Origin of the sequence: Promicromonospora sp. NPDC060204, from assembly GCF_042728455.1 — a bacterium.
Classification (GTDB): Bacteria; Actinomycetota; Actinomycetes; order Actinomycetales; family Cellulomonadaceae; genus Promicromonospora.
In genome coordinates this window covers 1-21,673 of record NZ_JBHWZO010000094.1, presented here as the reverse complement: position 1 = coordinate 21,673, position 21,673 = coordinate 1, and the positions used below count along the sequence as shown (strand labels likewise).

Genomic DNA, 21,673 nt, shown 5'->3' with positions numbered 1-21,673 from the left:
GTCTTTTCGGCTCCGGGAGCCGACGGTCAGGCCGGGCGCTTCTTCGGCATGCCCTCGAGGGTCTTGGCCGGGTCGCGCTCGACGACGCCGTCCAGGGCCTCGTCGATCTGCTTGAGCAGCTCGGCCGGGATGGTCACGCCCGACGCCTTGACGTTCTCCGCGACCTGCTCGGGGCGGGACGCGCCCACCAGTGCGGCGGCCACGTTGTCGTTCTGCAGCACCCAGGCCACGGCGAGCTGCGCCATGGACAGGCCCAGCTCGTCGGCGACCGGCTTGAGGTTCTGCACGGCCGTCAGGGTCTCGTCGCTCATGAAGCGGCTGATCGTCTGCGCGCCGCCCTTCTGGTCCGTGGCCCGCGAGCCGGCCGGGGCCGCCTGGCCCGGCAGGTACTTGCCGGAGAGCACGCCCTGCGCCATCGGCGACCACACGATCTGCGAGACACCGACCTCCTTCGAGGCGGGCACGACCTCGTCCTCGATGACGCGCCACAGCATCGAGTACTGGGGCTGCGAGGAGATGAGCTGGAAGCCGAGCTCCTTGGCGAGCGCGGCACCGGCGCGGATCTGGTCGGCGGTCCACTCGGAGACGCCGATGTAGAGGGCCTTGCCCTGGCGGACGACGTCGGCGAACGCCTGCATCGTCTCCTCCAGCGGCGTCTCCACGTCGAAGCGGTGCGCCTGGTAGAGGTCGACGTAGTCGGTGCCGAGGCGCGTCAGGGAGCCGTTGATCGACTCCAGGATGTGCTTGCGGGACAGACCCGTGTCGTTGGGACCCTTGGGCCCGGTGGGCCAGTACACCTTGGTGAAGATCTCGAGGGACTCGCGCCGCTCGCCCTGCAGCGCGTCGCCGAGCACCTGCTCCGCGGCCGTGTTGGCGTACGCGTCCGCGGTGTCGAAGGTGGTGATGCCGGCGTCGAGGGCCGCGCGGACGCACGCCGTCGCGACGTCGTTCTCCACCTGCGAGGCGTGGGTGAGCCAGTTGCCGTACGTGATCTCCGAGATCTTGAGACCACTGTTGCCGAGGTACCGGTAGTTGACCATGGCATCAGCCTATGACAGCGATCGAATCGCTTTGACCCACTTTCACGCACTGGAATGGCCACGTCTGTGGTCGGCGCTGACCGAGGCCCGACATCGGACGCTCAGGGCGTGAACCTGGCCCGGTACAGCGAAGCAGTCCCGTCGCCCGCGCTCTCCACGTGCCAGGCGATGAGGTCACCCGCGACCGCCGCCGAGACCGTGTAGTCGTTGCGGACAGCCTCGAACCGGTCCACCACCTGGGGCTGCCCGTCGCCGACCGCGTCGGCAACCAGGTACACGGTGGTGCCCTGGTTCCCGTCGGTGCTCCACACCACGTCGCCCGCCGACACGTCCAGCGAGGTCACGATCTCCTCGGCGGTCTCCGGTTCGAGGACCCGCTCCCGGCCTGTCGCCCGGTCCAGGACGTGGATCGTCGCGCCGTCGTTCCAGGCCACGAGCTGGTCGGACACCGCGAGCTCGCGCCCCCAGTAGGCACCGGTGCCGGGCGGCACCGAGGTGGCGGGCCGCAGGGTCTCGGTGCGCCCGTCGTCCCGGTGGGCGGTGATGGCGTACCGCATCGTGCCGTCGGCGACCCGCTCGACGGTCGTGACCACCAGCTCGTCGTCGTTCGTCGCGAACGTGCGGACACCCGTCGCGACGACCTGCCCGCTGCCTTCGCCGTCCAGCGCCGTCGCCGAGACGGTGCGCACGAGCTCTCCGTCCGGTCCGGGGGTCTCGGTCAGCCAGCCGACCCGCCCGGCGGTGAGCCCGAGCCGCGGGTCACCGAGCTCCGCGCCGTCCGCCGCGTGATCCGAGACGCTGTGCTCCGTCACGGTCACTGCGCCCGAGCCCGGCTCCCGCACGCGGATCGCCCACACACCTGAGGCGCCGTCGCTGACGGGCGACTGGACCCACGCGAGCCGGTCACCCTGGCGTACCGCTGCGGTGACCACGGTGCTTTGGCCGTAGAGCGCGGTCGAGGCCTCGTACTCGCCGGCGTGCGCGATGCCGTCCTCCTGGATCTCCACGAACTCGATCACCGACGAGCCCGTGCCCTCGGGCAGGTCGGGGTCCCCGGACTCCTCGAACTGCTTCACCATGAAGTACGAGCCGTCCTCGCCGAGCGTCGCCGTGGCGGTCCCGTCATAGGCGACGGCGAAGGTCTCGAGCAGCGGCTCCACCTCGGCGGTGCCCGCCGGCGCGGTGGTCAGGCCCGGGCCGGGGGCCGCGTCCTCGCGCCGCTCCAGCAGCCGCTCGATGCCGGTCAGCTCCCGGAACCACTCGCTGCCCGGCAGGGCGACCTCGCCCAGGCCCGGCACGCGCACCGGCCCCGCCAGGAACCACACCAGCAGGAGCGCGACGACGCCCGACGTCGCGCCCTGCGCGGCCCGGCGACGGCGCAGCGCCGCCTTGCTCCCGCGCAGCACGGCGGCGGCGTCGAGGGCGGGCGCGTCGACCACGTCCAGGTCGGCCTCGGCGACGAAGCCGCGCAGCCGCTCCAGCGCGCGGGCGTTGGTCGCCTTGACCGTGCCGACGCTCCGGCCGAGCTCGGCGGCGACGTCCGCCTCCGAGAGGTCCAGGAGGTGCCGAAGCACGACGACGCGCCGCTGCTGGGGCGCGAGCCGCGCGAGGGCACGGACGAGGGCGTCCCGGAGCTCGACCTCGCCGGCCCGGTCCGGGGTGGTGCCCACCGGGAGGTGGTCGTCGCCCGGCACTATCTCGCGCCGGGTGTGCCGCCACGTGTCGATGCGCAGGTTCACCAGGACGCGCCGGGCATAGGCACGCGGCTCGCGGTCCCGCACCCGGTCCCAGACGCGGTAGGTGCGCTCGAACGCCGTCTGCACCAGGTCCTCGGCCCGGTGGGTGTCACCGGACAGGAGGTACGCGGTGCGGTACAGGTAGGGCCCGGCCGTCTCGACGAACGCGACGAAGTCGTCGTCGCGGGCCCGGGCCACGCGGACCGTGGCGCGCTCGGCATCCGGGTGCCCGGTCCCTGCCTGCCCGGTCTCTTCCGTGTCGGTGCTCATGTCCCCCACCACGGTCACCGAGGCTCGCAGGTTTACCGGCCGACGGCGAGGCCGGGCCGCGGGATCACCCCACGAGGCCGCGCGGCGCGAGACTCACCCCACGAGACCGCGCGGCGCCAGCCAGCGCGCGGCGACCTGGACCACCGGGCCCACCCCGAAGGCGAACACCACGGTGGCCCACCCGAACGTGCCGCCCAGCAGCACCCCGACCACGACCACCGTGACCTCGATGACGGTCTTCACCATCCAGACGGGCCAGCCCGTGCGCTGCACGATGCCGGTCATCAGGCCGTCGCGTGGCCCCGGCCCCAGCCGGGCCCCGACGTAGGCCGCGGTGCTCACCCCGAGCAGCACCGTGCCGCCCAGCGCCAGCGCGATCCCGGTCGCGAGCGCCGGCTCGGGCAGCAGCCGTTCGAGCACCCACAGCGAGGGGTCGATGACGAGGCTGATCACGATGATGTTGGCGATCGTGCCGATCCCCGGCTTCTGGCGCAGCGGGATCCACGCGAGCATCACCAGCAGCCCGACCCCGAGCACGACCCAGCCGTACGCCAGCCCGGTCCGGTCCACGATGCCCTGGTCCAGCACGGCCCACGGCATGGCGCCCTGGCCCGAGTGGAGCATCATCGCGGTCGCGACGCCGAAGCCCACGAGCCCGAGCAGGAGCTGGACGCCGCGGCGCACCGGGTGCATCAGCGCGGGGGCGCCCGGCGTCGAAGCAGCGATCGCGGTGCCGGTCGCAGCGGACGCGGGCAGGGACTCGGGCAGGGACTCGGGCAGCGCGGGCACGGCCGCGATCTCGGGGGCAGGCTCGGCCGGGCGGCCGGTGGTCGTCGTCATGTGCCCATGGTGCGACCCCATTGGCCTTGTCATCCAGGGCCAATCGCGCAAGAGTGGCCCCTATGTCCGCTGCGACCCCGACCGTGCTGCGCCAGCTCTCCCCCGCCACGACCGCCCGCCTGCTCGGCTCGTGGCACGCGGGCGGGCCCGCCTACGTGGCCCTCGCCGACGCCCTGCGCGCCGCCGTCCTGTCCGGGACGCTCGCCCCGAACACCCGCCTGCCCAGCGAACGTGAGCTCGCGGCGACGCTCAAGGTGTCGCGCACCACGACGTCGGGCGCGTACGCGCGGCTGCGCGAGCTGGGCTTCGCGGTCAGCCGCGTCGGTTCGGGAACGGTCGCCACGCTGCCGCAGCGCAGCGCCGATCCTGCCCCCGGCAGGCCGGCGGGCGGCGACGCCCCGGTGGCCGACGACGCCCTGCGGGCCGTGACGCCCGGGGGCGTGCCGCACGGCGTCGGGCACCTGGACCTGTGGCAGGCGACCCCGCCCGCGCCGCCGGAGCTGCACGAGGCCTTCGCGCGGGCCCTGGAGCGCCTGCCCGCGTACCTCGACTCGGGCGGGTACGAGCCGCACGGCCTGACGCCGCTGCGCGAGGCCGTCGCCGCCCGCTACCGCGAGCGCGGCGTGCCGACCACCGCCGACGAGATCCTGGTGACCACCGGCGCCCAGCAGGCGATCGCGCTGCTGGCGAACACCCACCTGCACCCGGGCGACCGGGCGGTCGTGGAGTCGCCCACCTACTTCCACGCCATGGAGTCGATGCGCGACGCCGGAGGCCGGGTGGTCGGCGTGCCCACGGGTCCGCTCGACGTCGACCTGCTGGCCTCCACGGTGCGCCGCGCCCAGCCGCGGCTGGTGTACCTCGTGCCGGACTTCCAGAACCCGACGGCGTTCGTGATGTCCGCGGGCGAGCGCGCGGCGGTCCGGGAGATCGCCGACCGGTACGGCGTCACGGTCGTGGGTGACGAGACCCTCGTCGAGCTCAACCTGTCGGACATCGAGATGCCGCCCGCGTTCGCCGGGGACGGGACGTCGCCGCACGTGGTCACGGTGGGGTCGGCGTCGAAGGCCTTCTGGGGCGGGCTGCGCGTCGGCTGGGTCCGGGCGCACCCGCAGGTGATCTCGCACCTCGCGCGGGCGCGGCAGTCGGCGGACATCGCGACGGCCGTGCTGGAACAGCTCGCCGTGGTGGAGCTGCTCGGGCGCCACGAGGAGGTCATGGCGGGCCGGCGCCGGATGCTGCGCGAGCGGCGCGACCTCCTGGTCCACCGGCTCCGAGAGGCGTTCCCCTCCTGGGACGTGCCGACGCCGCAGGGCGGGCTGTTCTGCTGGGTCGACCTGGGGCGGCCGGTCGCGCAGGCGTTCGCGGCCGCGGCCGCCGCGGAGGGCGCGCTCGTCGCGGCCGGGCCGATCTTCAGCCCCGAGAGCACCGGCTCCGCGTCCCGCGTGCGGCTCACCTTCACGCGGTCCCCCGCCGAGCTGGCCGACGCCGTGCCGCGGCTCGCCCGGGCCTGGAGCCGGGTGGTGCCGTCCGGCAGGTCGCGGCGGTGACCCGGGGGTGGCGGTGACCCCGGGTACTGACAACGCCTAGGGGACCCGCAGCTCCACGCCCGGCGCGGCCTGCGTGCCGTCGTGCAGCAGGCTCGCCAGCACGGCGCCGGCCGCGGCCAGCTCGCGCCAGTGCTCACCGAGCCACTGCTCGGCGTCGTACTGCGCCGTGAAGACGGGCGTGACGGGCTCGGTCAGGCGACGCCCCTCGGCGTCGTCCAGGGCCCACTCCCACTGCGGACGGATCACTCGTACCTCCCACTAGCCGTCGAGCCGGCCGACCTGGTCAGGGCGCGGTTGATCTCCGACGCCCACAACGGCCCCTCGTAGACGAACGACGTGTACCCCTGGGTCAGGTCGGCGCCGGCGCGCAGGTACGCGCGGACGTCGTCGGCCCGGGTGATCCCACCCACGCCGATGATGACGGGGCCCGTGCCGAGCCGCTCGCGCAGGCGCGCGACCACCTCGATGCCGCGGCCGAGCAGCGGCGGGCCGGACAGCCCGCCCGGGCCGCGGTCGTGGCCGATGGTCGTGTTGACGGCGACCACGCCGTCCAGCCCCAGCTCCAGCACGAGGTCGGCGACGGCGTCGACGTCCTCGTTCGCGAGGTCGGGGGCGATCTTCACCAGGAGCGGGATCCTACGGCCCGTGCCCTTGCCCGCGGCCGTGCCGGTAGTGGCCTCGTCGGCGGCGGCGCGGACCGCCTCCAGGATGGGCCGCAGCGACTCGGTCGCCTGCAGGTCGCGCAGGCCCGGCGTGTTCGGGGACGACACGTTGACCACGAGGTAGTCGGCCCAGGGGGCCAGCAGCCGGGCCGACGTCGCGTAGTCGGCGGCGGCGAACTCGGGCGGCGTCACCTTGGACTTGCCGATGTTGGCGCCGACGACGATCGCCCGGCCCGCGGCGGTGCGGCGCAGCGCGCGCAGCCGGTCGGCGGCGGCAGCCGCGCCCTCGTTGTTGAAGCCCATCCGGTTGCGCACGCCCCGCACGTCGAGCTCGCGCCACATGCGCGGCTTCTCGTTGCCGGGCTGCGGGCGGGCGGTCACGGTGCCGATCTCGACGAACCCGAAGCCGAGCATCGTCAGGCCCCGGACGGCGCGAGCGTTCTTGTCGAACCCGCCCGCCAGGCCGAACGGCGCGGGCACCACGCGGCCGAAGAGGCGCACGCTGCCCGGTCCCCCGGCGCGCTGGCCCAGGTACGGGGCGAGCGCGCCCTGCGCGACGTCCCGCAGGACCGGCACCTTCCCGGCGCGCTCGATCAGCGAGAACGCGATCTCGTGCGCACGCTCCGGGTCCATCCGGCGGAAGACACCGTTGAACAACAACGAGTACGGCCAGCTCATGCAGTCCTCTCCTCGGACGTGCTGCGCGACGTCCGCCACAGCCACCACAGGCCCACGAAGGGCAGGACCAGGGGCACGTAACCGTAGCCCTGGCCGAATCCGGACCAGACGGTCGACTCGCCGAACACGTCCGGGTCGGCGAGCGAGAGCGCCCCGATCGTGACCACGCCGACCGCCTCGATACCGACGGTGATCCACGCGGTCACGCGCCAGGCGGGGGTGCCGATCGCGAGCGCGAACGTCGCGACCACGTACACCGCCGCGGCGAGCGTGGAGAGCGTGTAGGCCACGGGCGCCTCGCCGAACTTCACGACGAGCTCGTAGGACGAGCGGCCGATGGCGGCGAACGCCAGGATCCCGTAGATGGTCACCAGGACGCGGCCGAAGCCCCGCCCGGTCCGTCGTGCGGCTTTCCGTTCCGCCATCGTCATCAGGCCCCCGTCCAGATCTGCCACATGCGCCACTCCAGGAAGGCCACCGTCAGCGAGGCCACGAGCAGCACCACCGAGCTCCACTTCGTGCGTTCGGCGAAGGCCCACGCGGCGGCCACGGGCAGGATCACCAGGGTCGTGGCGAAGTAGCCCCAGAACAGCACCGGGTCGCTCGCACCGCCCCCGCCCGCACCCTGCACGATCGCGACGACGCCCTGCACGAGCAGCAGGAACTCGATGACGGCACCGCCCCAGAGCTGGTTCAGGATGACCGCGCGGTCGCGGGCGACGAACCAGCCGGCCCACCCGGCCAGGACCACGCAGAGCGCGACCACGAGGAGCAGGAGGGCAGGGATCACGTCCTGCAGACTACCGGGCGCTCCCTGTGGGGCGGCAATCGGATCGTGCGTGACCTGCGCCTCGATGAGGCCCGGCCCGGCTGTCCGACGGGGCCCGGCCCGGCTGTCGGAGGCCCGGGATACCATCGGCTGCGTGACCGACGTGACCCTCTCCAGCAAGAATCCCACCGCCGTGAAGGCCGAAGCGCTCGTGGTGGCGACCGCCCAGACGTCGGACGGCGTAGCCGTCGTGTCCGACCAGCTCCCCACGGACCTCCTGACGCAGCTCGAGACGCTCGCCCCGCAGCTCGGTGTCACGGGCGCCCGCGACGAGGTGCGCAAGATCCCGGCCGGCGACAAGCTCGCCGCCGACGTCCTCGTCCTGACGGGCCTGGGTGAGCGCGCCGAGGACGGCACGTTCGCCGCCGAGACGCTGCGCCGCGCGGCGGGCGCCGCGACCCGCGAGCTGGCGGGCCTCAAGTCCGCCGCGATCGCCCTGCCGGCGTCCGACGACGCCGAGATCACCGCCGTCACCGAGGGCGCGCTGCTGGGGGCCTACGCCTTCAACCGGTACCGCACGGCCGGCAAGGCCTCCGCGAAGGACGCCGCCAAGTCCACCGGAAACGGCACCAAGGACGCCAAGGCCACCGGCAAGGACGCCGCGAAGAACGGCAAGGACCCGGTCGCCGCGATCGAGATCCTCACCCCGCTGCACAAGAACGCGAAGGCCAAGCTGGCTGCCGAGCGCGCCGAGATCCTCGCCGCCGCGGTCCACGCCACCCGCGACCTGGTCAACACCGCGCCCAACGAGCTGTACCCGGCCACGTTCGCCGACGCGGCGAAGGCCGCGGCCAAGGACGTGAAGCACGTCCGGGTGACGGTGCTGGACGACAAGCAGCTCGCGTCGGGCGGCTACGGCGGCCTCACGGCCGTGGGGCAGGGCTCGTCGCGCGGCCCGCGCCTGGTCAAGGTCGCCTACACGCCGGCCAAGCCGGACGCGAAGGTCGCGCTCGTGGGCAAGGGCATCACGTTCGACTCGGGCGGCATCTCGATCAAGCCGGCCGCCGGCATGGAGGCCATGAAGTCCGACATGGCCGGCGCCGCCGCCGTGCTGTCCACGGTGATCGCCGCCGCGAAGCTGAACCTCCCGGTCGCCGTGACCGGCTACCTCTGCCTCGCCGAGAACATGCCGGGCGGCAACGCGCAGCGCCCCGCCGACGTCATCACGATCTACGGCGGCAAGACCGTCGAGGTGCTCAACACCGACGCCGAGGGCCGCATCGTCATGGCCGACGGCCTCGTCTCGGCCATCGAGGACGGCCACGACGTCGTGCTCGACATCGCGACGCTCACCGGCGCCCAGATGGTCGCGCTCGGCAGCCGCACGTCCGCCGTCATGGGCACCGACGAGGTGCGCGACGAGGTCAAGGCCGCCGCCGACGCCTCGGGCGAGCTGTTCTGGCCGATGCCGCTCCCGGAGGAGCTCAAGGCCAACATCAAGTCCAAGGTGGCCGACGTCGCCAACTCCGGCCCGCGCTGGGGCGGCATGCTCAACGCCGGCCTGTTCCTGCAGACCTTCGTGGGCGACCACCCGTGGGCGCACCTGGACATCGCCGGGCCTGCCTTCAACGAGGGCGGCGCGCACGGCTACACGTCCGGGGGCGGCACCGGCGTCGGCGTCCGCACCCTCCTGGGCTTCGTCGAGGGCCGGGCCGCCGCGAAGTAGCTACTTCCTGCGCTGGGCGCTGTTCCAGTCGCGCATCCGCTGGGGGTAGCCGGTGAACCGCACGTTGTACACCGGCACCCCGAGCTGGTTCGCGATGTCGAACGCGGTGCGCTCGTCGGGCACCCGGCGGCGCGTCCACTCACCGGTGCTCGCCACGAGCAGGATGGTGCTGGGGATGTCGGTGGTCGGGGGCTCCACGTAGGCCTCGACCCCGACGCGCGAAGCGATGAACTCACCGAGGTGCGCCAGGGTCTGGCGGCGCGCGTCGTTACCGGTGGGACGCGCGGCGCTACCGGGTGCGGAGCGTCGCTGGAAGAAGCGCGCGAGCGAGCTACGGGACTGGCGAGGCATGCACCGAGGGTACTAGCGAGACCTGTGCTGTCCTAGGCATCTCCACGCACATCGCAGGAAACTCGCACCTTCTGCTCGCGGGCCGTCCTGTCACAGGGCCGCCCGGAGCGTCAATGTCGCCACGGTCACACCCGACAAGCCCGGTACACGATTGGGGCCACGCCCGCTGAAGTGTCAAGATGGCATGCGGCGACAACCCACGCAGCCGACGCAGCCAACGCGGTCACCTCCGCAGAGTCAACGAGGAGCCAGCACGTGCCTACGCAGGACAGCTCGACCACGTTCGACGTCGTCGTGCTCGGCGGGGGAAGCGGCGGCTACGCCACCGCGCTCCGCTCGGCACAGCTTGGCCTGAGCGTGGCCCTCGTGGAGGAGGGCAAGCTCGGCGGGACCTGCCTGCACGTGGGCTGCGTCCCCACCAAGGCCCTGCTCCACGCCGCCGAGGTGGCCGACGCCGCCGCACACGGCGCGCAGTTCGGTGTGCGCACCTCGCTGGACGGCATCGACATGCCCGGCGTGCTCGCCTACAAGGACTCCGTGGTCGCCGGCCTGTACAAGGGCCTGCAGGGGCTGATCGCCTCGCGGAAGATCACCGTCGTCGAGGGGCACGGCACGCTCGCCTCCCCCGGCGTCGTCGAGGTCACCGCCGCGGACGGCGCGACGAGCAGCGTCACCGGCACCCACGTGGTGCTCGCGACCGGCTCGTACGCGAAGACGCTGCCCGGCCTGGAGCTCGGCGGCCGCGTCCTCACCTCCGACCAGGCGCTCACGCTCGACACCGTGCCGAAGTCCGTGGTCGTGCTCGGCGGCGGCGTGATCGGCGTGGAGTTCGCCAGCGTCTGGAAGTCCTTCGGCGCCGACGTGCAGATCGTCGAGGCGCTGCCCCACCTCGTCCCCAACGAGGACGTCGCTCTCTCGAAGGCGCTGGAGCGCGCGTTCCGCAAGCGTGGCATCAAGTTCTCCCTGGGCGAGCGCTTCGCCCAGGCCAAGCAGTCCGACGACGGCGTCCAGGTCGAGCTGGAGTCGGGCACCACGTTCGACGCCGAGCTGCTGCTCGTCGCCGTCGGGCGCGGGGCGCGGACCGCCGACCTCGGCTACGAGGCCGCCGGTGTGCGCGTCGACCGCGGGTTCGTACTGACCGACGAGCTGCTCCGCACCGGCGTCACCACGCCGGCCGGCGGGCAGGTCTGGGCCGTCGGCGACATCGTGCCGGGCCTGCAGCTTGCCCACCGCGGGTTCGCGCAGGGCATCTTCGTGGCCGAGCAGATCGCGGGCCGCTCGCCCGCACCGATCGACGAGGCGACGATCCCGCGGGTCACCTACTGCGAGCCGGAGGTGGCGTCGGTCGGCGTCACCGAGGCGCGGGCCGCCGAGCTGTACGGCCCGGACGGGGTGGAGACCATCGAGTACAACCTGGCGGGCAACGGCAAGAGCAAGATCCTGGGTACCCAGGGCTTCGCCAAGCTGGTGCGCCGCAAGGACGGACCCGTGGTCGGTATGCACCTGATCGGCTCGCGTGTGGGCGAGCTGATCGGCGAGGGCCAGCTCATCGTCGGCTGGGAGGCGTTCCCTGAGGACGTCGCCTCGCTCGTCCACGCACATCCCACCCAGAACGAGGCACTCGGAGAGGCACACATGGCACTGGCCGGCAAGCCTCTGCACGCCCACAACTGACCATAACGACAAAGGAGACCCCACAGGTCATGTCTGAGAACGTGCAGCTGCCGGCCCTCGGCGAATCCGTCACCGAGGGCACTGTCACCCGCTGGCTCAAGGCTGTCGGCGACGAGGTCGCCGTCGACGAGCCGCTGCTCGAGGTGTCGACCGACAAGGTCGACACCGAGATCCCGTCGCCGATCGCCGGCGTGCTCGAGCAGATCCTCGTCCAGGAGGACGACACCGTGGAGGTCGGCGCCACCCTCGCCGTCATCGGCGACGGCTCCGGTTCCGGTGCCGCCCCGGCGGCGCCCGCCGCCGAGCCCGCCGCAGCGGACGCCCCCGCGCCCGAGGCGACGCCTGAGCCGGCCGAGGCCGCTCCCGCCGAGGCACCCGCGCCCGCCCCCGCCGAGGCTCCGGCCGAGGCTCCCGCTCCGGCTCCGGCCGGTGGCGGCACCGACGTGCCGCTGCCCGCGCTGGGCGAGTCGGTCACCGAGGGCACCGTGACACGCTGGCTCAAGGAGGTCGGTGACGACGTCGCCGTCGACGAGCCGCTGCTCGAGGTCTCGACCGACAAGGTCGACACCGAGATCCCGTCGCCCGTCGCGGGGACGCTCCAGGAGATCCTGGTCAAGGAGGACGAGACCGTCGAGGTCGGCGCCATCCTGGCCCGCGTCGGTTCCGGCGCCGCCGCTCCGGCTGCTGCTCCGGCCGCCGCTGCCCCGGCCCCGGCCGCTGCTGCCGCTCCGGCCGCTGCTCCTGCCGCCCCGGCTCCGGCCCCTGCTGCTCCGGCGCCCGCTCCGGCCCCGGCCCCCGCGCCGGCGGCTCCGGCTGCGGCTGCTCCGGCTGCCGCCCCCGCGCCTGCTGCTCCGGCGCCCGCCGCCGCTGCTCCGGCCGCAGCCGGTGGTCGCACCATCGGCTCGTACCTGACCCCGCTCGTGCGCAAGCTCGCCGCGGAGAAGGGCGTCGACGTCGCCGAGGTGAAGGGCACTGGCGTCGGTGGCCGCATCCGCAAGGAGGACGTGCTCGCCGCCGCCGAGGCCAAGGCCGCCCCGGCGCCCGCCGCCGCTGCCGCGCCCGCCGCCAAGGCGCCGGCCGCGACCAAGCTCGAGGTGTCGCCGCTGCGCGGCACCACGGAGAAGATGTCGCGTCTGCGCAAGATCGTCGCCGAGCGCATGCTCGAGGCGGTCCAGTCGCAGGCCCAGCTGACCACGGTCCTGGAGGTCGACGTCACCCGCGTCGCGAAGCTCCGGGCCAAGGCCAAGGAGTCGTTCGCCGCGCGCGAGGGCGCCAAGCTGACCTTCCTGCCGTTCTTCACGCTGGCCTCCGTCGAGGCGCTCAAGGCGTACCCGAAGATCAACGCCACGATCGACACCGAGAAGGGCGAGATCACCTACCACGGCTCGGAGAACGTCGGCATCGCCGTCGACACCGAGCGTGGACTCGTGGTCCCGGTCATCAAGAACGCGGGCGACCTGAACCTGGCGGGCATCGCCCGGCAGATCCAGGACCTGGGTGCGCGCACCCGGGCCAACAAGGTGACGCCGGACGAGCTCTCGGGCGGGACGTTCAACATCACCAACACGGGCTCGGGCGGGTCGCTCATCGACACCCCGATCGTCCCGCTGGGCCACGCCGCGATCCTGGGCACCGGCACCATCACGAAGCGCCCGGTCGTGGTGACCGACGCCGAGGGCAACGAGAGCATCGCGGTGCGCTCGATGGCCTACATCTTCCTGTCCTACGACCACCGCCTGGTCGACGGTGCGGACGCCGCGCGCTTCCTCACCGCGATCAAGAACCGGATCGAGGAGGGCGCGTTCGAGGCCGAGGTCGGTCTCTGACGAGGACCAACGGGTCGGCCGGGTAGCTCACGCACCTGATGTCGACCCAGCAGCAGCGGGTGGTGGCCGGTTCCGGGTTCGGGACCGGCCACAGCCGTCTGTGCCCTGCCTTGATGCCCCACCGCTGCCGCGCCGGTGCCGTGTCGGTGCGGTGCCGTCGGGCAGGCTAGATTCGCGGCATGGACGTAGTCGTGGCCGGGTCGCACGGCCTCATCGGCTCCGCGCTGGTCGCGGACCTCGTCGCCCGGGGGCACGGCGTGCGTCGGCTGGTGCGGCGCGGGAGCGAGTCGTCCGGCGTCGCCGAGTCAGCCGGGCCGTCCGACGTCCGGCACGTGCCGTGGGACCCGCGCACCGGCGAGCTCGACCCGGCCGCGCTGGACGGCGCGGACGCCGTCGTGAACCTGGCCGGGGCCGGGATCGGCGACCACCGCTGGACCCCGGCCTACAAGCAGAAGCTCCTGGGCTCGCGCACCACGACCACGAGCCTGCTCGCCCGCACGATCGCGCGCCTGGACGACCCGCCGGTGCTGGTCAACGCGTCGGCGGTCGGGGCATACGGGGACCGCGGGGACGAGGTCCTGACCGAGGCGTCGGAACGCGGGGACGACTTCCTCGCGGGCCTGGTCAAGGCCTGGGAGAGCGCCACGGCACCCGCCGCAGAGGCCGGCGCCCGCGTCGTCTGGCTGCGCAGCGGCATCGTGCTCGCGCCGTCGGGCGGAGCGCTCGGCAGGCTGCTGCCGCTCCTGCGCCTCGGCGTCGGCGGCCCGCTCGGCAGCGGCCGGCAGTGGTGGAGCTGGATCACGCTCACCGACGAGGTCGCGGCGATCCGCCACGTCATCGGCGCGGACGTGCGCGGCCCCGTCAACGCCGTGGCGCCCGAGCCCACCACGAACCGGGACCTGACCCGGGCGCTCGCCCAGGCCCTCTACCGGCCGGCGGCCCTGAAGGTGCCCACGTTCGCCCTGCGGATCGCGCTCGGGCAGTTCGCCGGCGACCTCGTGGCCTCCCAGCGGGTGGTCCCCGCGGTGCTGAGCCGCACCGGCTTCACCTGGACGCACGCCGCCCCCGAGGAGGCGGCGCGCTGGGTCGTCGGGCACTGAGCCGGTCCGGCACGCGCGGTGGGCCGGACCGGCCAGGCCGGGGACGGGTCAGCGGACCTCGCTGACCCGCCACCCGAGCGGCGTCCAGACCAGGGTCAGGTCGGCGGACTCCTTCGACGCGGGCACTGCCGTCTCGCCGTCGGCGGACACCTGCCGGTGCGCCGTGATCGTGTACTGGATCCGCACGATCGCCTCGATCGGCACCTTCTTGCCGGACGACTTGCTCTCGGCGCCGTCCGACGTCTGGACCGTCTTGCGCGACGCCGTGGTCGCGCTCTGCACGGCCGACGCGGCGCCAGGGCCCTGCGTCACGACCTCGATGGACTCCACCTCGGCGGACGCGCCGACCACCTGGGACCGGTTCTGCTTGAGCTCGTCAAGGATCTGCTGGTCGGCCAGGTAGGCCGGCGAGCCCTCCAGGTTGACCGTGCTGATGTCGGAGACCGCGCCGGCCAGCAGCGCGAGGCGGCGCTCGGTGAGCTCGACCGCGGCACCCGCCGGGTCCTTGGCGTTGCTCACCGGGTTGATGCCGCCCCAGACGGGGGCGGAGGCCTCGGGCGAGGGCGCCGCGACGGCGGGCTCCTCGCCGCCGAAGGCCTCGGGCAGGGCGATGGCCCCCGCGGTGATCCCCGTGACCACGCCGGCGGCGATCATCACCGTCGCGAGCACGGAGCCCGCGGTGAAGCGCGGCTCGGCGGCCTGCGCGCCCGGTCGCGCGCCGGCGGCCCGGCCCGAGACGGGCATCGTCGCCCGGCGCCGCGCGCCGGGCGCCCAGGAGCGTGCGTCGACCGCGGCGATGGACCCCGTCAGCGTCTTGGCGGCGGAGCGCCACGCCGACGGCGTGTGCGCGCCGAGCGGCACGTGACCGGCGATGGGCACGGGACCGCTGATGGCGGCCGAGACGAGGGCGGAGGCGTCCGGGAGCCGCACCGGCACGGGCTGGACGGCGTCGTTCGCGAGCGCCGCGAGCGTGCCCGGCTCTGGCCGGTCGCGCGGGTCCTCCGCCCGGGCGCGGGCCAGGACGGCCCGCAGCGCCTGGTCGGCCTTGGAGTCCAGGCTCGGGCCGGGGAAGCCCAGCACCGACTCGACGAGCGTGGCCAGCGAGGTGACGTCGACCGGGTCGTCGCTGTGGTCCGGCAGCGTGACGCGCGGGCGCAGCACGGCGCTGCCGTCGCTGCGCAGCAGCACGTCCGTGGGCCGCACGCCGCCGTGGACCAGGCCCACGCTGTGCAGCGCGGCGAGCGCCTGCGCGATGGCGACGGTGATCCCGGCGCCCTCGGCGGCGGTCAGGGGGCCGCGCGAGCCGACGGCGGTCGGCAGGTCGACGGCACCCGTCCGCGACAGCCGGACGTCGAGGTTGTCCGGGCCGTTCGGCGAGATGGCGATGAGCGGCACGAGATGTGGGTGGTCCAGTGTCGCGAGGGTGTCCAGGCGGCGCACCAGAAGTTCCCGTGCCGCGGCCTCGGAGGGGACGGCTACGCGGACCAGTTCCGCGGATTCGATGTAGTGCACCCGATCATGAGAACTCCGTGAATCGGAGCCCGCTCTTTATCCACAGGATTTGCCGAATTCGACGCCCTGTGGGTGAACTCCTGGGTACCCGCAGGGAATCACACGTCGACGAGTCGCCCCTCCTTGGCCGAGACCCGTGCGGCGTCCAGGACCTCCGCGGTCCGGACGGCGTCGGCAGGATCGACGGGTACGTCGGCCTCGCCGGCGAGCCACTCGGCCACCGCGGAGTAGAAGTCGCCGTGCCCGCCGCGGGGCTGCGGCACGGCGGTCCGCTCGCGGCCGCGCGTGAGCCAGCCGTGGGTGCCCTCGGGCTGGTCGTCGTCGAGCACGTCGAAGGGCGAGGCGTCGCCCTCGAACGAGTTGACCAGGTACGCGCCGCCGTCCCCCAGCACGCGCGTGCGCGGGCCGGGCGCCCCGACCAGGGAGCCCGCCCAGAGCCGCGAGACCACGCCCTTGGCGGGCGGCTCCACGCCGAACAGGACGTCGGCGGCCGCGGCGCGCCCCGGGACCACACCCGGCCGGGTGCCCGGCGCGGCGTGGTGCAGCACGAGGAACACGTCGTCCTCGGTGGGCGTCGAGAGCGAGCGGGTCTCGGCGTACACCGAGACCACGGGCCCGAACAGCTGGGTGGCGGAGTCCACGAGGTGCGGGCCGAGGTCGAGCAGCAGCCCGCCGCCCACGACGTCGTTCTCCTTCCACCGCTGCTGGGGCTTGGGCCGCCAGCGCTCCCAGTGCCGCTCGAAGGTGTGCACCTTGCCGAGGTCGCCCCGGTCCAGGAGGGCCTTGAGCGTGAGCTGCTCCGGGTCCCAGCGCCGGTTGTGGAACACGGTGAACGGCGTGCCCGACGACGACGCCGCAGCCACCACCCGGCGGGCCTCGGCCGCCGTGGTCGCGATGGGCTTGTCCAGCACGAAGGGCTTGCCCGCCACGGAGACGGCGTTCGCGTGCTCGGCGTGCAGGGACGAGGGGCTGGCGATGACGACCAGGTCGTAGAGACCTGGCTCCGCCAGCATCGAGGGCAGGTCGTTGAAGAGCCGCGCGCCGGGCCAGTCACCGGCCGCCTGGACGCGCCGTCCGGAGTCGCGCGCGACGACCGCCGTTACCGACATTCCCGCAGCTCGCGCCAGCCGAGCGTGAATTTGCCTGCCCGCGCCGCCGTAGCCGACAATCCCGATCCGAAGTGCCATGGCCCCATCGTGCCCCGCGGGACGCAGCGACGCGAGATTACTGGTCAGCCGCTTAATCCCCGTAACACAACTCTGGCAGACTGGGGCAAGAGGTACGTTTCGCACGTTCTTAGACTTTGTCCGGCCATCTGCGGTCCGGACCAACGGCCGACAGATTGAGGGGCTCGTGTCCGCCACAGCCAAGAAGTCCAGCCAGACCCGCAAGACCCTGCAGCTCGTGCTCATCGCCGTCGCGGCGCTGGTGCTCGCCGGCAACTTCGTCGTGAAGTCCCTGGGCGACGACGTCGCCCCCGCCGAGGGCGCGCAGGGCTCGGCCCTCGCGGCGCTGGACACGCTGACGGTGCAGGACGCCGCCACCAAGGACGGCTACGACCGCGAGTCCGACTTCGGCAGCGCCTGGCAGGACGCCGACGACAACGGCTGCGACACCCGCAACGACATGCTCCAGCGCGACCTCGACGACTTCGTGCTCACCGACGGCGACTCGTGCCAGGTGGCCTCCGGCACGCTCGACGACCCGTACACGGGCGAGACCATCGAGTTCGAGCGCGGCGAGAACTCCGGCGCCGTGCAGATCGACCACGTCGTCGCGCTGATGAACGCGTGGACCACGGGCGCGGCCGACTGGGACAAGGACAAACGCGTCTCCATCGCGAACGATCCGCTCAACCTCGTCGCCTCGGACGGCCCCGCCAACATGGGCAAGGGCGCCAAGGACGCCTCCGAGTGGCTGCCGGACAACCAGGCCTACCGCTGCGAGTACGTGGCCCGGCAGATCGCCGTCAAGACCAAGTACGAGCTGTGGGTCACGCCCGCCGAGCACGACGCCATGGAGGACGTCCTGACGAGCTGCCCGGCGGAGACCCTCCCGGCGTCCTGACCCAAGCTGGTCCTTGCTGACTTTGGTTCAGCAGGCGATCGGCGACCACTACCGGACCGCATGCGGTCGCCTCCGGCCTACTGAATCCCACTCAGTACCGTGCCTCGGCAGACCCTGGTCGCTGCGGCAGCAGAGGGATGGCGCGACCACAGCGGGGTGGTCTGCGGGGTTGTGCACAGGCTCGGCTCGCTGGCCGTCGACGGCGAGCTCGGCGGTGATCTGATCCCCGCATGCGTTCACTCACCGCGGTCCCCCAGGTGCTGGAGGTTCTCGCCGCCCGCCAGGAGGGCCTTCTCTCCGTGCGACAGTGCCACGCCGCGGGCGTCGACCGTCGGCGGATCGCCCGGCTCGTCGATCACGGCGTCTGGCGCCGGGAGGGCGGTCGGGTCGTCGACACCGACCCCGCACCGCCGGCCACGCGGGTCCGGGACGACTACTTCGACCACCTCCGGCGCCGGTCCGCGGTGAAGGGCCTGCTCGTCTGGCCCGGAACGGCCGCTGTCGGGTGCGCCGCGCTCGCCCTGCACGGCGTCGCCGGGCTGCCCCGGCGCATCGACCCCGAGGTCTCGTTCCCCCGGGGCATCCGGCACCAGGTGCGGGACGGCGTGATCGTGCGGCAGTACGGGAGCTTCGCGTCCCAGACCTACGGCGCCTGGCGCATCGCGAAGATCGAGCACGCGCTGGCCCAGTCCCTCCCCGGCCTGTCGCGGGACGACGCCGTCGCCGTGGTCAGCAGCGCCTTGAACAAGGGCCTGCTCGGCGAGGCCGAGGCCGGGCTGGCCCAGGTCGAACGGCTGCTGCGCGGGCGGCGGGGAGCCGTGGAGGCCGTGCGCCGGCTCAGCCTCGCGAACCGCGGCGACGAGTCCCCCGCCGAGACCCGTACCCGCCTCTCGTGCATCGACCACGGCGTACCCCCGGACCGCGTCCAGGTGGAGTTCCGCAAGAACGGGAAGTTCCTCGGCCGGTGCGATCTCGGCTGGCGGCTGCGCGACGGGCGGTGGCTCGTGGTGGAGGTGGACGGCGTCGGACCGCACTCCACACCGGAGGCGCTGGTCAAGGACGCACCCCGGCAGAACCGGCTGCTCACGACCGGGAGGATCGTGCTGCTGCGTTTCAAGCCGGCCGACAACGACCAGCCGGGAGGCATCGGGGCGGTCGTCGCCGCCCACCTGAAGGACCTGGGCGGCCACACCCCGACCCCTGGACCCCCTCTGTCTCCGGTCCACCTGGACTGAAACTCGCCCGACGGGGCGGGTCTAGGCTTGCGGCCATGGACATCCGACACCTCACCGGGCACGTCGAGTACCACGAGGGCTGGGACCTGCAGCGACGCACCCACGAGGGCGTCCGCGCGGAGGACCTGGCCGACACCGTCTTCTTCCTGGAGCACGAGTCCGTGTACACGGCGGGCGCGCGCACGCACCGCGACGAGTACCCGACCGACGGCACCGAGGTCATCAAGGTCGACCGCGGCGGCAAGATCACGTGGCACGGGCCGGGCCAGATCGTGGCCTACCCGATCATCAAGCTGGCCAAGCCGTTCGACGTCGTCGAGTACGTCCGCACGCTGGAGCAGGCGGTGATGGACGTGTGCGCCGCGTTCGGCGTGGAGACCATGCGGGTCGAGGGCCGCTCCGGCGTCTGGGTCGCCGCCGGCTCCCCCGACGTGGCGAGCCCCCGGCTCGAACGCAAGGTGTGCGCCATCGGGGCGCGGGTCGCCAAGGGCGTGACCATGCACGGCCTGGCCCTGAACTGCGACGCCGACCTGGCCGCGTTCGACCACATCGTGCCGTGCGGCATCCCGGCGGAGGACGCCGACGTCACCTCGCTGACCGCCGAGGCCGGCCGGCGGGTCACCGTCGACGAGGTCCGGCCCCTGCTGGAGGCGGCCCTGATCGAGCGCCTCTCGCCGCTGCTCGCGCGGGACTCCGCGCCGTCCGAGGCCGTCGCCGCGACAGCGTGACGAACGCCACGTGCCGCCCCCGCGACGGCCGCGCGACGGCGGTCGCCCGAGGCTTAGGCTGGGCCAACCCGCTGACCTGGGAGGGATCTGCGTGACCATCGCACCTGAAGGCCGACGCATGTTGCGCATCGAAGCGCGCAACTCGGCCACGCCCATCGAGAAGAAGCCCGAATGGATCAAGACCCGGGCGGTGATGGGACCCGAGTACCGCGACATGAAATCGCTCGTGAAGGGCGAGGGCCTGCACACGGTCTGCGAGGAGGCCGGCTGTCCCAACATCTTCGAGTGCTGGGAGGACCGCGAGGCCACCTTCCTCATCGGCGGTGACCAGTGCACGCGCCGCTGCGACTTCTGCCAGATCGACACGGGCAAGCCCGCCGACTTCGACAAGGACGAGCCGCGCCGCGTCGCGGAGTCCGTGCGGACCATGGGCCTGAAGTACTCGACCGTCACGGGCGTCGCCCGCGACGACCTGGCCGACGGCGGCGCCTGGCTCTACGCGGAGACCGTCCGCCAGATCCACGCGCTCAACCCCGGCACCGGCGTCGAGCTGCTGATCCCGGACTTCAACGCCATCCCCGAGCTGCTCGACGCCGTCAACGAGTCCCGCCCCGAGGTGCTCGCGCACAACGTCGAGACCGTGCCGCGCATCTTCAAGCAAATCCGCCCGGCGTTCACCTACGAGCGGTCGCTCTCGGTCATCACCCGGGCCCGCGACGCCGGCCTGGTCACCAAGTCCAACCTGATCCTCGGCATGGGCGAGACGATCGACGAGGTCAAGCAGGCGCTGCAGGACCTGCACGACGCCGGTTGCGACATCATCACGATCACGCAGTACCTGCGCCCGTCGCTGCGCCACCACCCGGTGGACCGCTGGGTGCGGCCGGAGGAGTTCGTGGAGCTCTCCGAGACGGCGGAGCAGATCGGCTTCCTCGGCGTCATGGCCGGGCCGCTGGTGCGTTCGTCGTACCGCGCGGGCCGCCTGTGGGGCCAGGCGATGACCAAGCACGGCCGCGCGATCCCCGAGGCGCTCTCGCACCTCGCACAGCCCACCACGTCCCGTCAGGAGGCGGCGAGCCTGCTGGCGCGCTGACCCGGCACGCCGACCCCTCGTAGCGCACTAGAATCGATGACCATGGCCCGAACCTCGTCCGGAGGCGAAGCGCGCGACGACGCGTCCGTCACCAAGCAGAAGAAGCCCAAGAAGCGCCGCTGGTATCACCAGCTGTGGGACGTCTACCAGATGACCCGCAAGCAGAACCCGCTCGTCACCTGGTGGATGCTCGCCGCGTTCGTCGGTGTGGTGGCGGTGGCGCTGCTCATCGGTGTGCTCGCGGGCCCGTGGGTCTACGCGCTCGTCATCGGCGTGCCGTTCGGCGTGCTGGCGGCGATGTTCGTGCTGTCGCGCAGCGCGGAGAAGGCCGCGTACACGCAGATCGCCGGTCAGCCGGGCGCGGCCCGCGCCGCGCTCGGCACGGTCCGCGGCGGCTGGACGTTCGAGGACGAGCCCGTCGCCGTCGACGCCCGCAACCAGGACTTCGTGTTCCGCGGTGTGGGCCGGGCCGGCGTCGTGCTGGTCTCCGAGGGCCCGTCGCACCGCGTGACGCGGCTGCTGGACCAGGAGCGCAAGAAGGTCAGCCGCATCCTGTCCAACGTGCCGGTCACCGTGATCCAGTGCGGCGACGGCGAGGGCCAGGTGCCGCTGACCAAGGTCGCGCGCGCCGTCACCCGGCTCAAGTCGACGCTGACCCGGGCCGAGGTGGCCGAGATCAGCAAGCGCCTCAAGGCCATCGGCGGCATGAAGCTGCCGATCCCCAAGGGCATCGACCCGACCCGGGCCCGTCCCGACCGCAAGGGCATGCGCGGTCGCTGACCGGTCTGACCTCGAAGGGGGCGCCTCCCGTACGGG

The 21,673-nt window shown here is 73.1% G+C and carries 20 protein-coding genes; 10 read left to right on the top strand and 10 right to left on the bottom strand.

Annotation, left to right across the window (positions count from 1 at the left end):
- Positions 1-26: 26 nt before the first annotated feature.
- The 3 genes from ACFWEJ_RS13970 to ACFWEJ_RS13960 all read right to left on the bottom strand — a co-directional run bounded on the left by ACFWEJ_RS13970 (position 27) and on the right by ACFWEJ_RS13960 (position 3,886).
- Entirely contained in the window at positions 27-1,040 is a 1,014-nt protein-coding gene (locus tag ACFWEJ_RS13970; RefSeq protein WP_377229804.1) for an aldo/keto reductase family protein, read from the bottom strand.
- A gap of 101 nt (positions 1,041-1,141) precedes the next feature.
- Positions 1,142-3,046 (bottom strand): SigE family RNA polymerase sigma factor, encoded by a 1,905-nt coding sequence (locus ACFWEJ_RS13965; protein WP_377229803.1) that lies wholly within the window; start codon positions 3,044-3,046, stop codon positions 1,142-1,144.
- Between the two features lie 93 nt (positions 3,047-3,139).
- On the bottom strand, positions 3,140-3,886 hold the full coding sequence (locus ACFWEJ_RS13960; protein WP_377229802.1) for a YitT family protein: 747 nt from the start codon (positions 3,884-3,886) through the stop codon (positions 3,140-3,142).
- Between the two features lie 62 nt (positions 3,887-3,948).
- Here ACFWEJ_RS13960 and ACFWEJ_RS13955 point away from each other — a divergent pair, with 62 nt between their 5' ends.
- On the top strand, positions 3,949-5,436 hold the full coding sequence (locus ACFWEJ_RS13955; RefSeq protein ID WP_377229801.1) for a PLP-dependent aminotransferase family protein: 1,488 nt from the start codon (positions 3,949-3,951) through the stop codon (positions 5,434-5,436).
- A 36-nt stretch (positions 5,437-5,472) separates the two neighbouring features.
- Here the strand turns inward: ACFWEJ_RS13955 and ACFWEJ_RS13950 are convergent, their stop codons facing one another.
- Genes ACFWEJ_RS13950 through ACFWEJ_RS13935 form a run of 4 tightly spaced genes read right to left on the bottom strand, consistent with a single transcriptional unit; the run spans position 5,473 to position 7,566 of the window.
- The gene (locus ACFWEJ_RS13950; protein WP_377229800.1) at positions 5,473-5,682 is read right to left on the bottom strand and encodes a hypothetical protein; all 210 of its coding nucleotides are present in this window, start codon (positions 5,680-5,682) and stop codon (positions 5,473-5,475) included.
- Positions 5,679-6,776 (bottom strand): quinone-dependent dihydroorotate dehydrogenase, encoded by a 1,098-nt coding sequence (locus ACFWEJ_RS13945; protein ID WP_377229799.1) that lies wholly within the window; start codon positions 6,774-6,776, stop codon positions 5,679-5,681. The genes ACFWEJ_RS13950 and ACFWEJ_RS13945 overlap by 4 nt, the downstream gene beginning before the upstream one ends.
- Complete coding sequence (locus tag ACFWEJ_RS13940; RefSeq protein ID WP_377229798.1) at positions 6,773-7,207, bottom strand: hypothetical protein; 435 nt, start codon at positions 7,205-7,207, stop codon at positions 6,773-6,775. Before ACFWEJ_RS13940 ends, ACFWEJ_RS13945 begins: the two co-directional genes overlap by 4 nt.
- Entirely contained in the window at positions 7,207-7,566 is a 360-nt protein-coding gene (locus tag ACFWEJ_RS13935; protein WP_377229797.1) for a hypothetical protein, read from the bottom strand. Before ACFWEJ_RS13935 ends, ACFWEJ_RS13940 begins: the two co-directional genes overlap by 1 nt.
- A gap of 133 nt (positions 7,567-7,699) precedes the next feature.
- Between ACFWEJ_RS13935 and ACFWEJ_RS13930 the strand changes: the two genes are divergently transcribed.
- Positions 7,700-9,271 carry a leucyl aminopeptidase gene (locus ACFWEJ_RS13930; RefSeq protein WP_377229796.1) on the top strand — a complete coding sequence of 524 codons (1,572 nt, stop codon included), beginning with the start codon at positions 7,700-7,702 and terminating at the stop codon, positions 9,269-9,271.
- On the opposite strand, the gene ACFWEJ_RS13925 is transcribed toward ACFWEJ_RS13930, so the two are convergent.
- Positions 9,272-9,622: an oxidoreductase gene (locus ACFWEJ_RS13925; protein WP_377229795.1), complete on the bottom strand. Its 351-nt coding sequence runs from the start codon at positions 9,620-9,622 to the stop codon at positions 9,272-9,274. It abuts the gene before it with no gap.
- Positions 9,623-9,877: 255 nt separating this feature from the next.
- On the opposite strand from ACFWEJ_RS13925, the gene lpdA reads away from it, so the two are divergent.
- The 3 genes from lpdA to ACFWEJ_RS13910 all read left to right on the top strand — a co-directional run bounded on the left by lpdA (position 9,878) and on the right by ACFWEJ_RS13910 (position 14,222).
- Complete coding sequence (gene lpdA / locus ACFWEJ_RS13920) at positions 9,878-11,296, top strand: dihydrolipoyl dehydrogenase (protein WP_377229794.1); 1,419 nt, start codon at positions 9,878-9,880, stop codon at positions 11,294-11,296.
- Between the two features lie 29 nt (positions 11,297-11,325).
- A complete protein-coding gene (sucB, locus tag ACFWEJ_RS13915; protein WP_377229793.1) occupies positions 11,326-13,122 on the top strand; it encodes a 2-oxoglutarate dehydrogenase, E2 component, dihydrolipoamide succinyltransferase in 1,797 nt (598 codons plus the stop codon).
- Between the two features lie 179 nt (positions 13,123-13,301).
- The gene (locus tag ACFWEJ_RS13910; protein WP_377229792.1) at positions 13,302-14,222 is read left to right on the top strand and encodes a TIGR01777 family oxidoreductase; all 921 of its coding nucleotides are present in this window, start codon (positions 13,302-13,304) and stop codon (positions 14,220-14,222) included.
- A 48-nt stretch (positions 14,223-14,270) separates the two neighbouring features.
- Here ACFWEJ_RS13910 and ACFWEJ_RS13905 read toward each other — a convergent pair whose 3' ends face one another.
- Together ACFWEJ_RS13905 and ACFWEJ_RS13900 are read right to left on the bottom strand one after the other, a co-directional pair.
- Positions 14,271-15,734, bottom strand: coding sequence for a hypothetical protein (locus ACFWEJ_RS13905; RefSeq protein WP_377229791.1), 1,464 nt, complete (start codon positions 15,732-15,734; stop codon positions 14,271-14,273).
- A gap of 98 nt (positions 15,735-15,832) precedes the next feature.
- Positions 15,833-16,921 carry a Gfo/Idh/MocA family oxidoreductase gene (locus tag ACFWEJ_RS13900; protein ID WP_377229790.1) on the bottom strand — a complete coding sequence of 363 codons (1,089 nt, stop codon included), beginning with the start codon at positions 16,919-16,921 and terminating at the stop codon, positions 15,833-15,835.
- Between the two features lie 166 nt (positions 16,922-17,087).
- Between ACFWEJ_RS13900 and ACFWEJ_RS13895 the strand changes: the two genes are divergently transcribed.
- From ACFWEJ_RS13895 to ACFWEJ_RS13875, 5 genes are all read left to right on the top strand, one after another.
- Positions 17,088-17,801 carry an HNH endonuclease family protein gene (locus tag ACFWEJ_RS13895; RefSeq protein WP_377229789.1) on the top strand — a complete coding sequence of 238 codons (714 nt, stop codon included), beginning with the start codon at positions 17,088-17,090 and terminating at the stop codon, positions 17,799-17,801.
- Positions 17,802-18,031: 230 nt separating this feature from the next.
- Positions 18,032-19,036: a type IV toxin-antitoxin system AbiEi family antitoxin domain-containing protein gene (locus tag ACFWEJ_RS13890; RefSeq protein WP_377229788.1), complete on the top strand. Its 1,005-nt coding sequence runs from the start codon at positions 18,032-18,034 to the stop codon at positions 19,034-19,036.
- A 35-nt stretch (positions 19,037-19,071) separates the two neighbouring features.
- Positions 19,072-19,764 (top strand): lipoyl(octanoyl) transferase LipB, encoded by a 693-nt coding sequence (gene lipB / locus ACFWEJ_RS13885; RefSeq protein ID WP_377229787.1) that lies wholly within the window; start codon positions 19,072-19,074, stop codon positions 19,762-19,764.
- 91 nt (positions 19,765-19,855) lie between these two features.
- Positions 19,856-20,857, top strand: coding sequence for a lipoyl synthase (gene lipA, locus ACFWEJ_RS13880; RefSeq protein WP_377229786.1), 1,002 nt, complete (start codon positions 19,856-19,858; stop codon positions 20,855-20,857).
- A 42-nt stretch (positions 20,858-20,899) separates the two neighbouring features.
- A complete protein-coding gene (locus ACFWEJ_RS13875; protein ID WP_377229785.1) occupies positions 20,900-21,637 on the top strand; it encodes a DUF4191 domain-containing protein in 738 nt (245 codons plus the stop codon).
- The last annotated feature ends 36 nt before the right edge of the window (positions 21,638-21,673 follow it).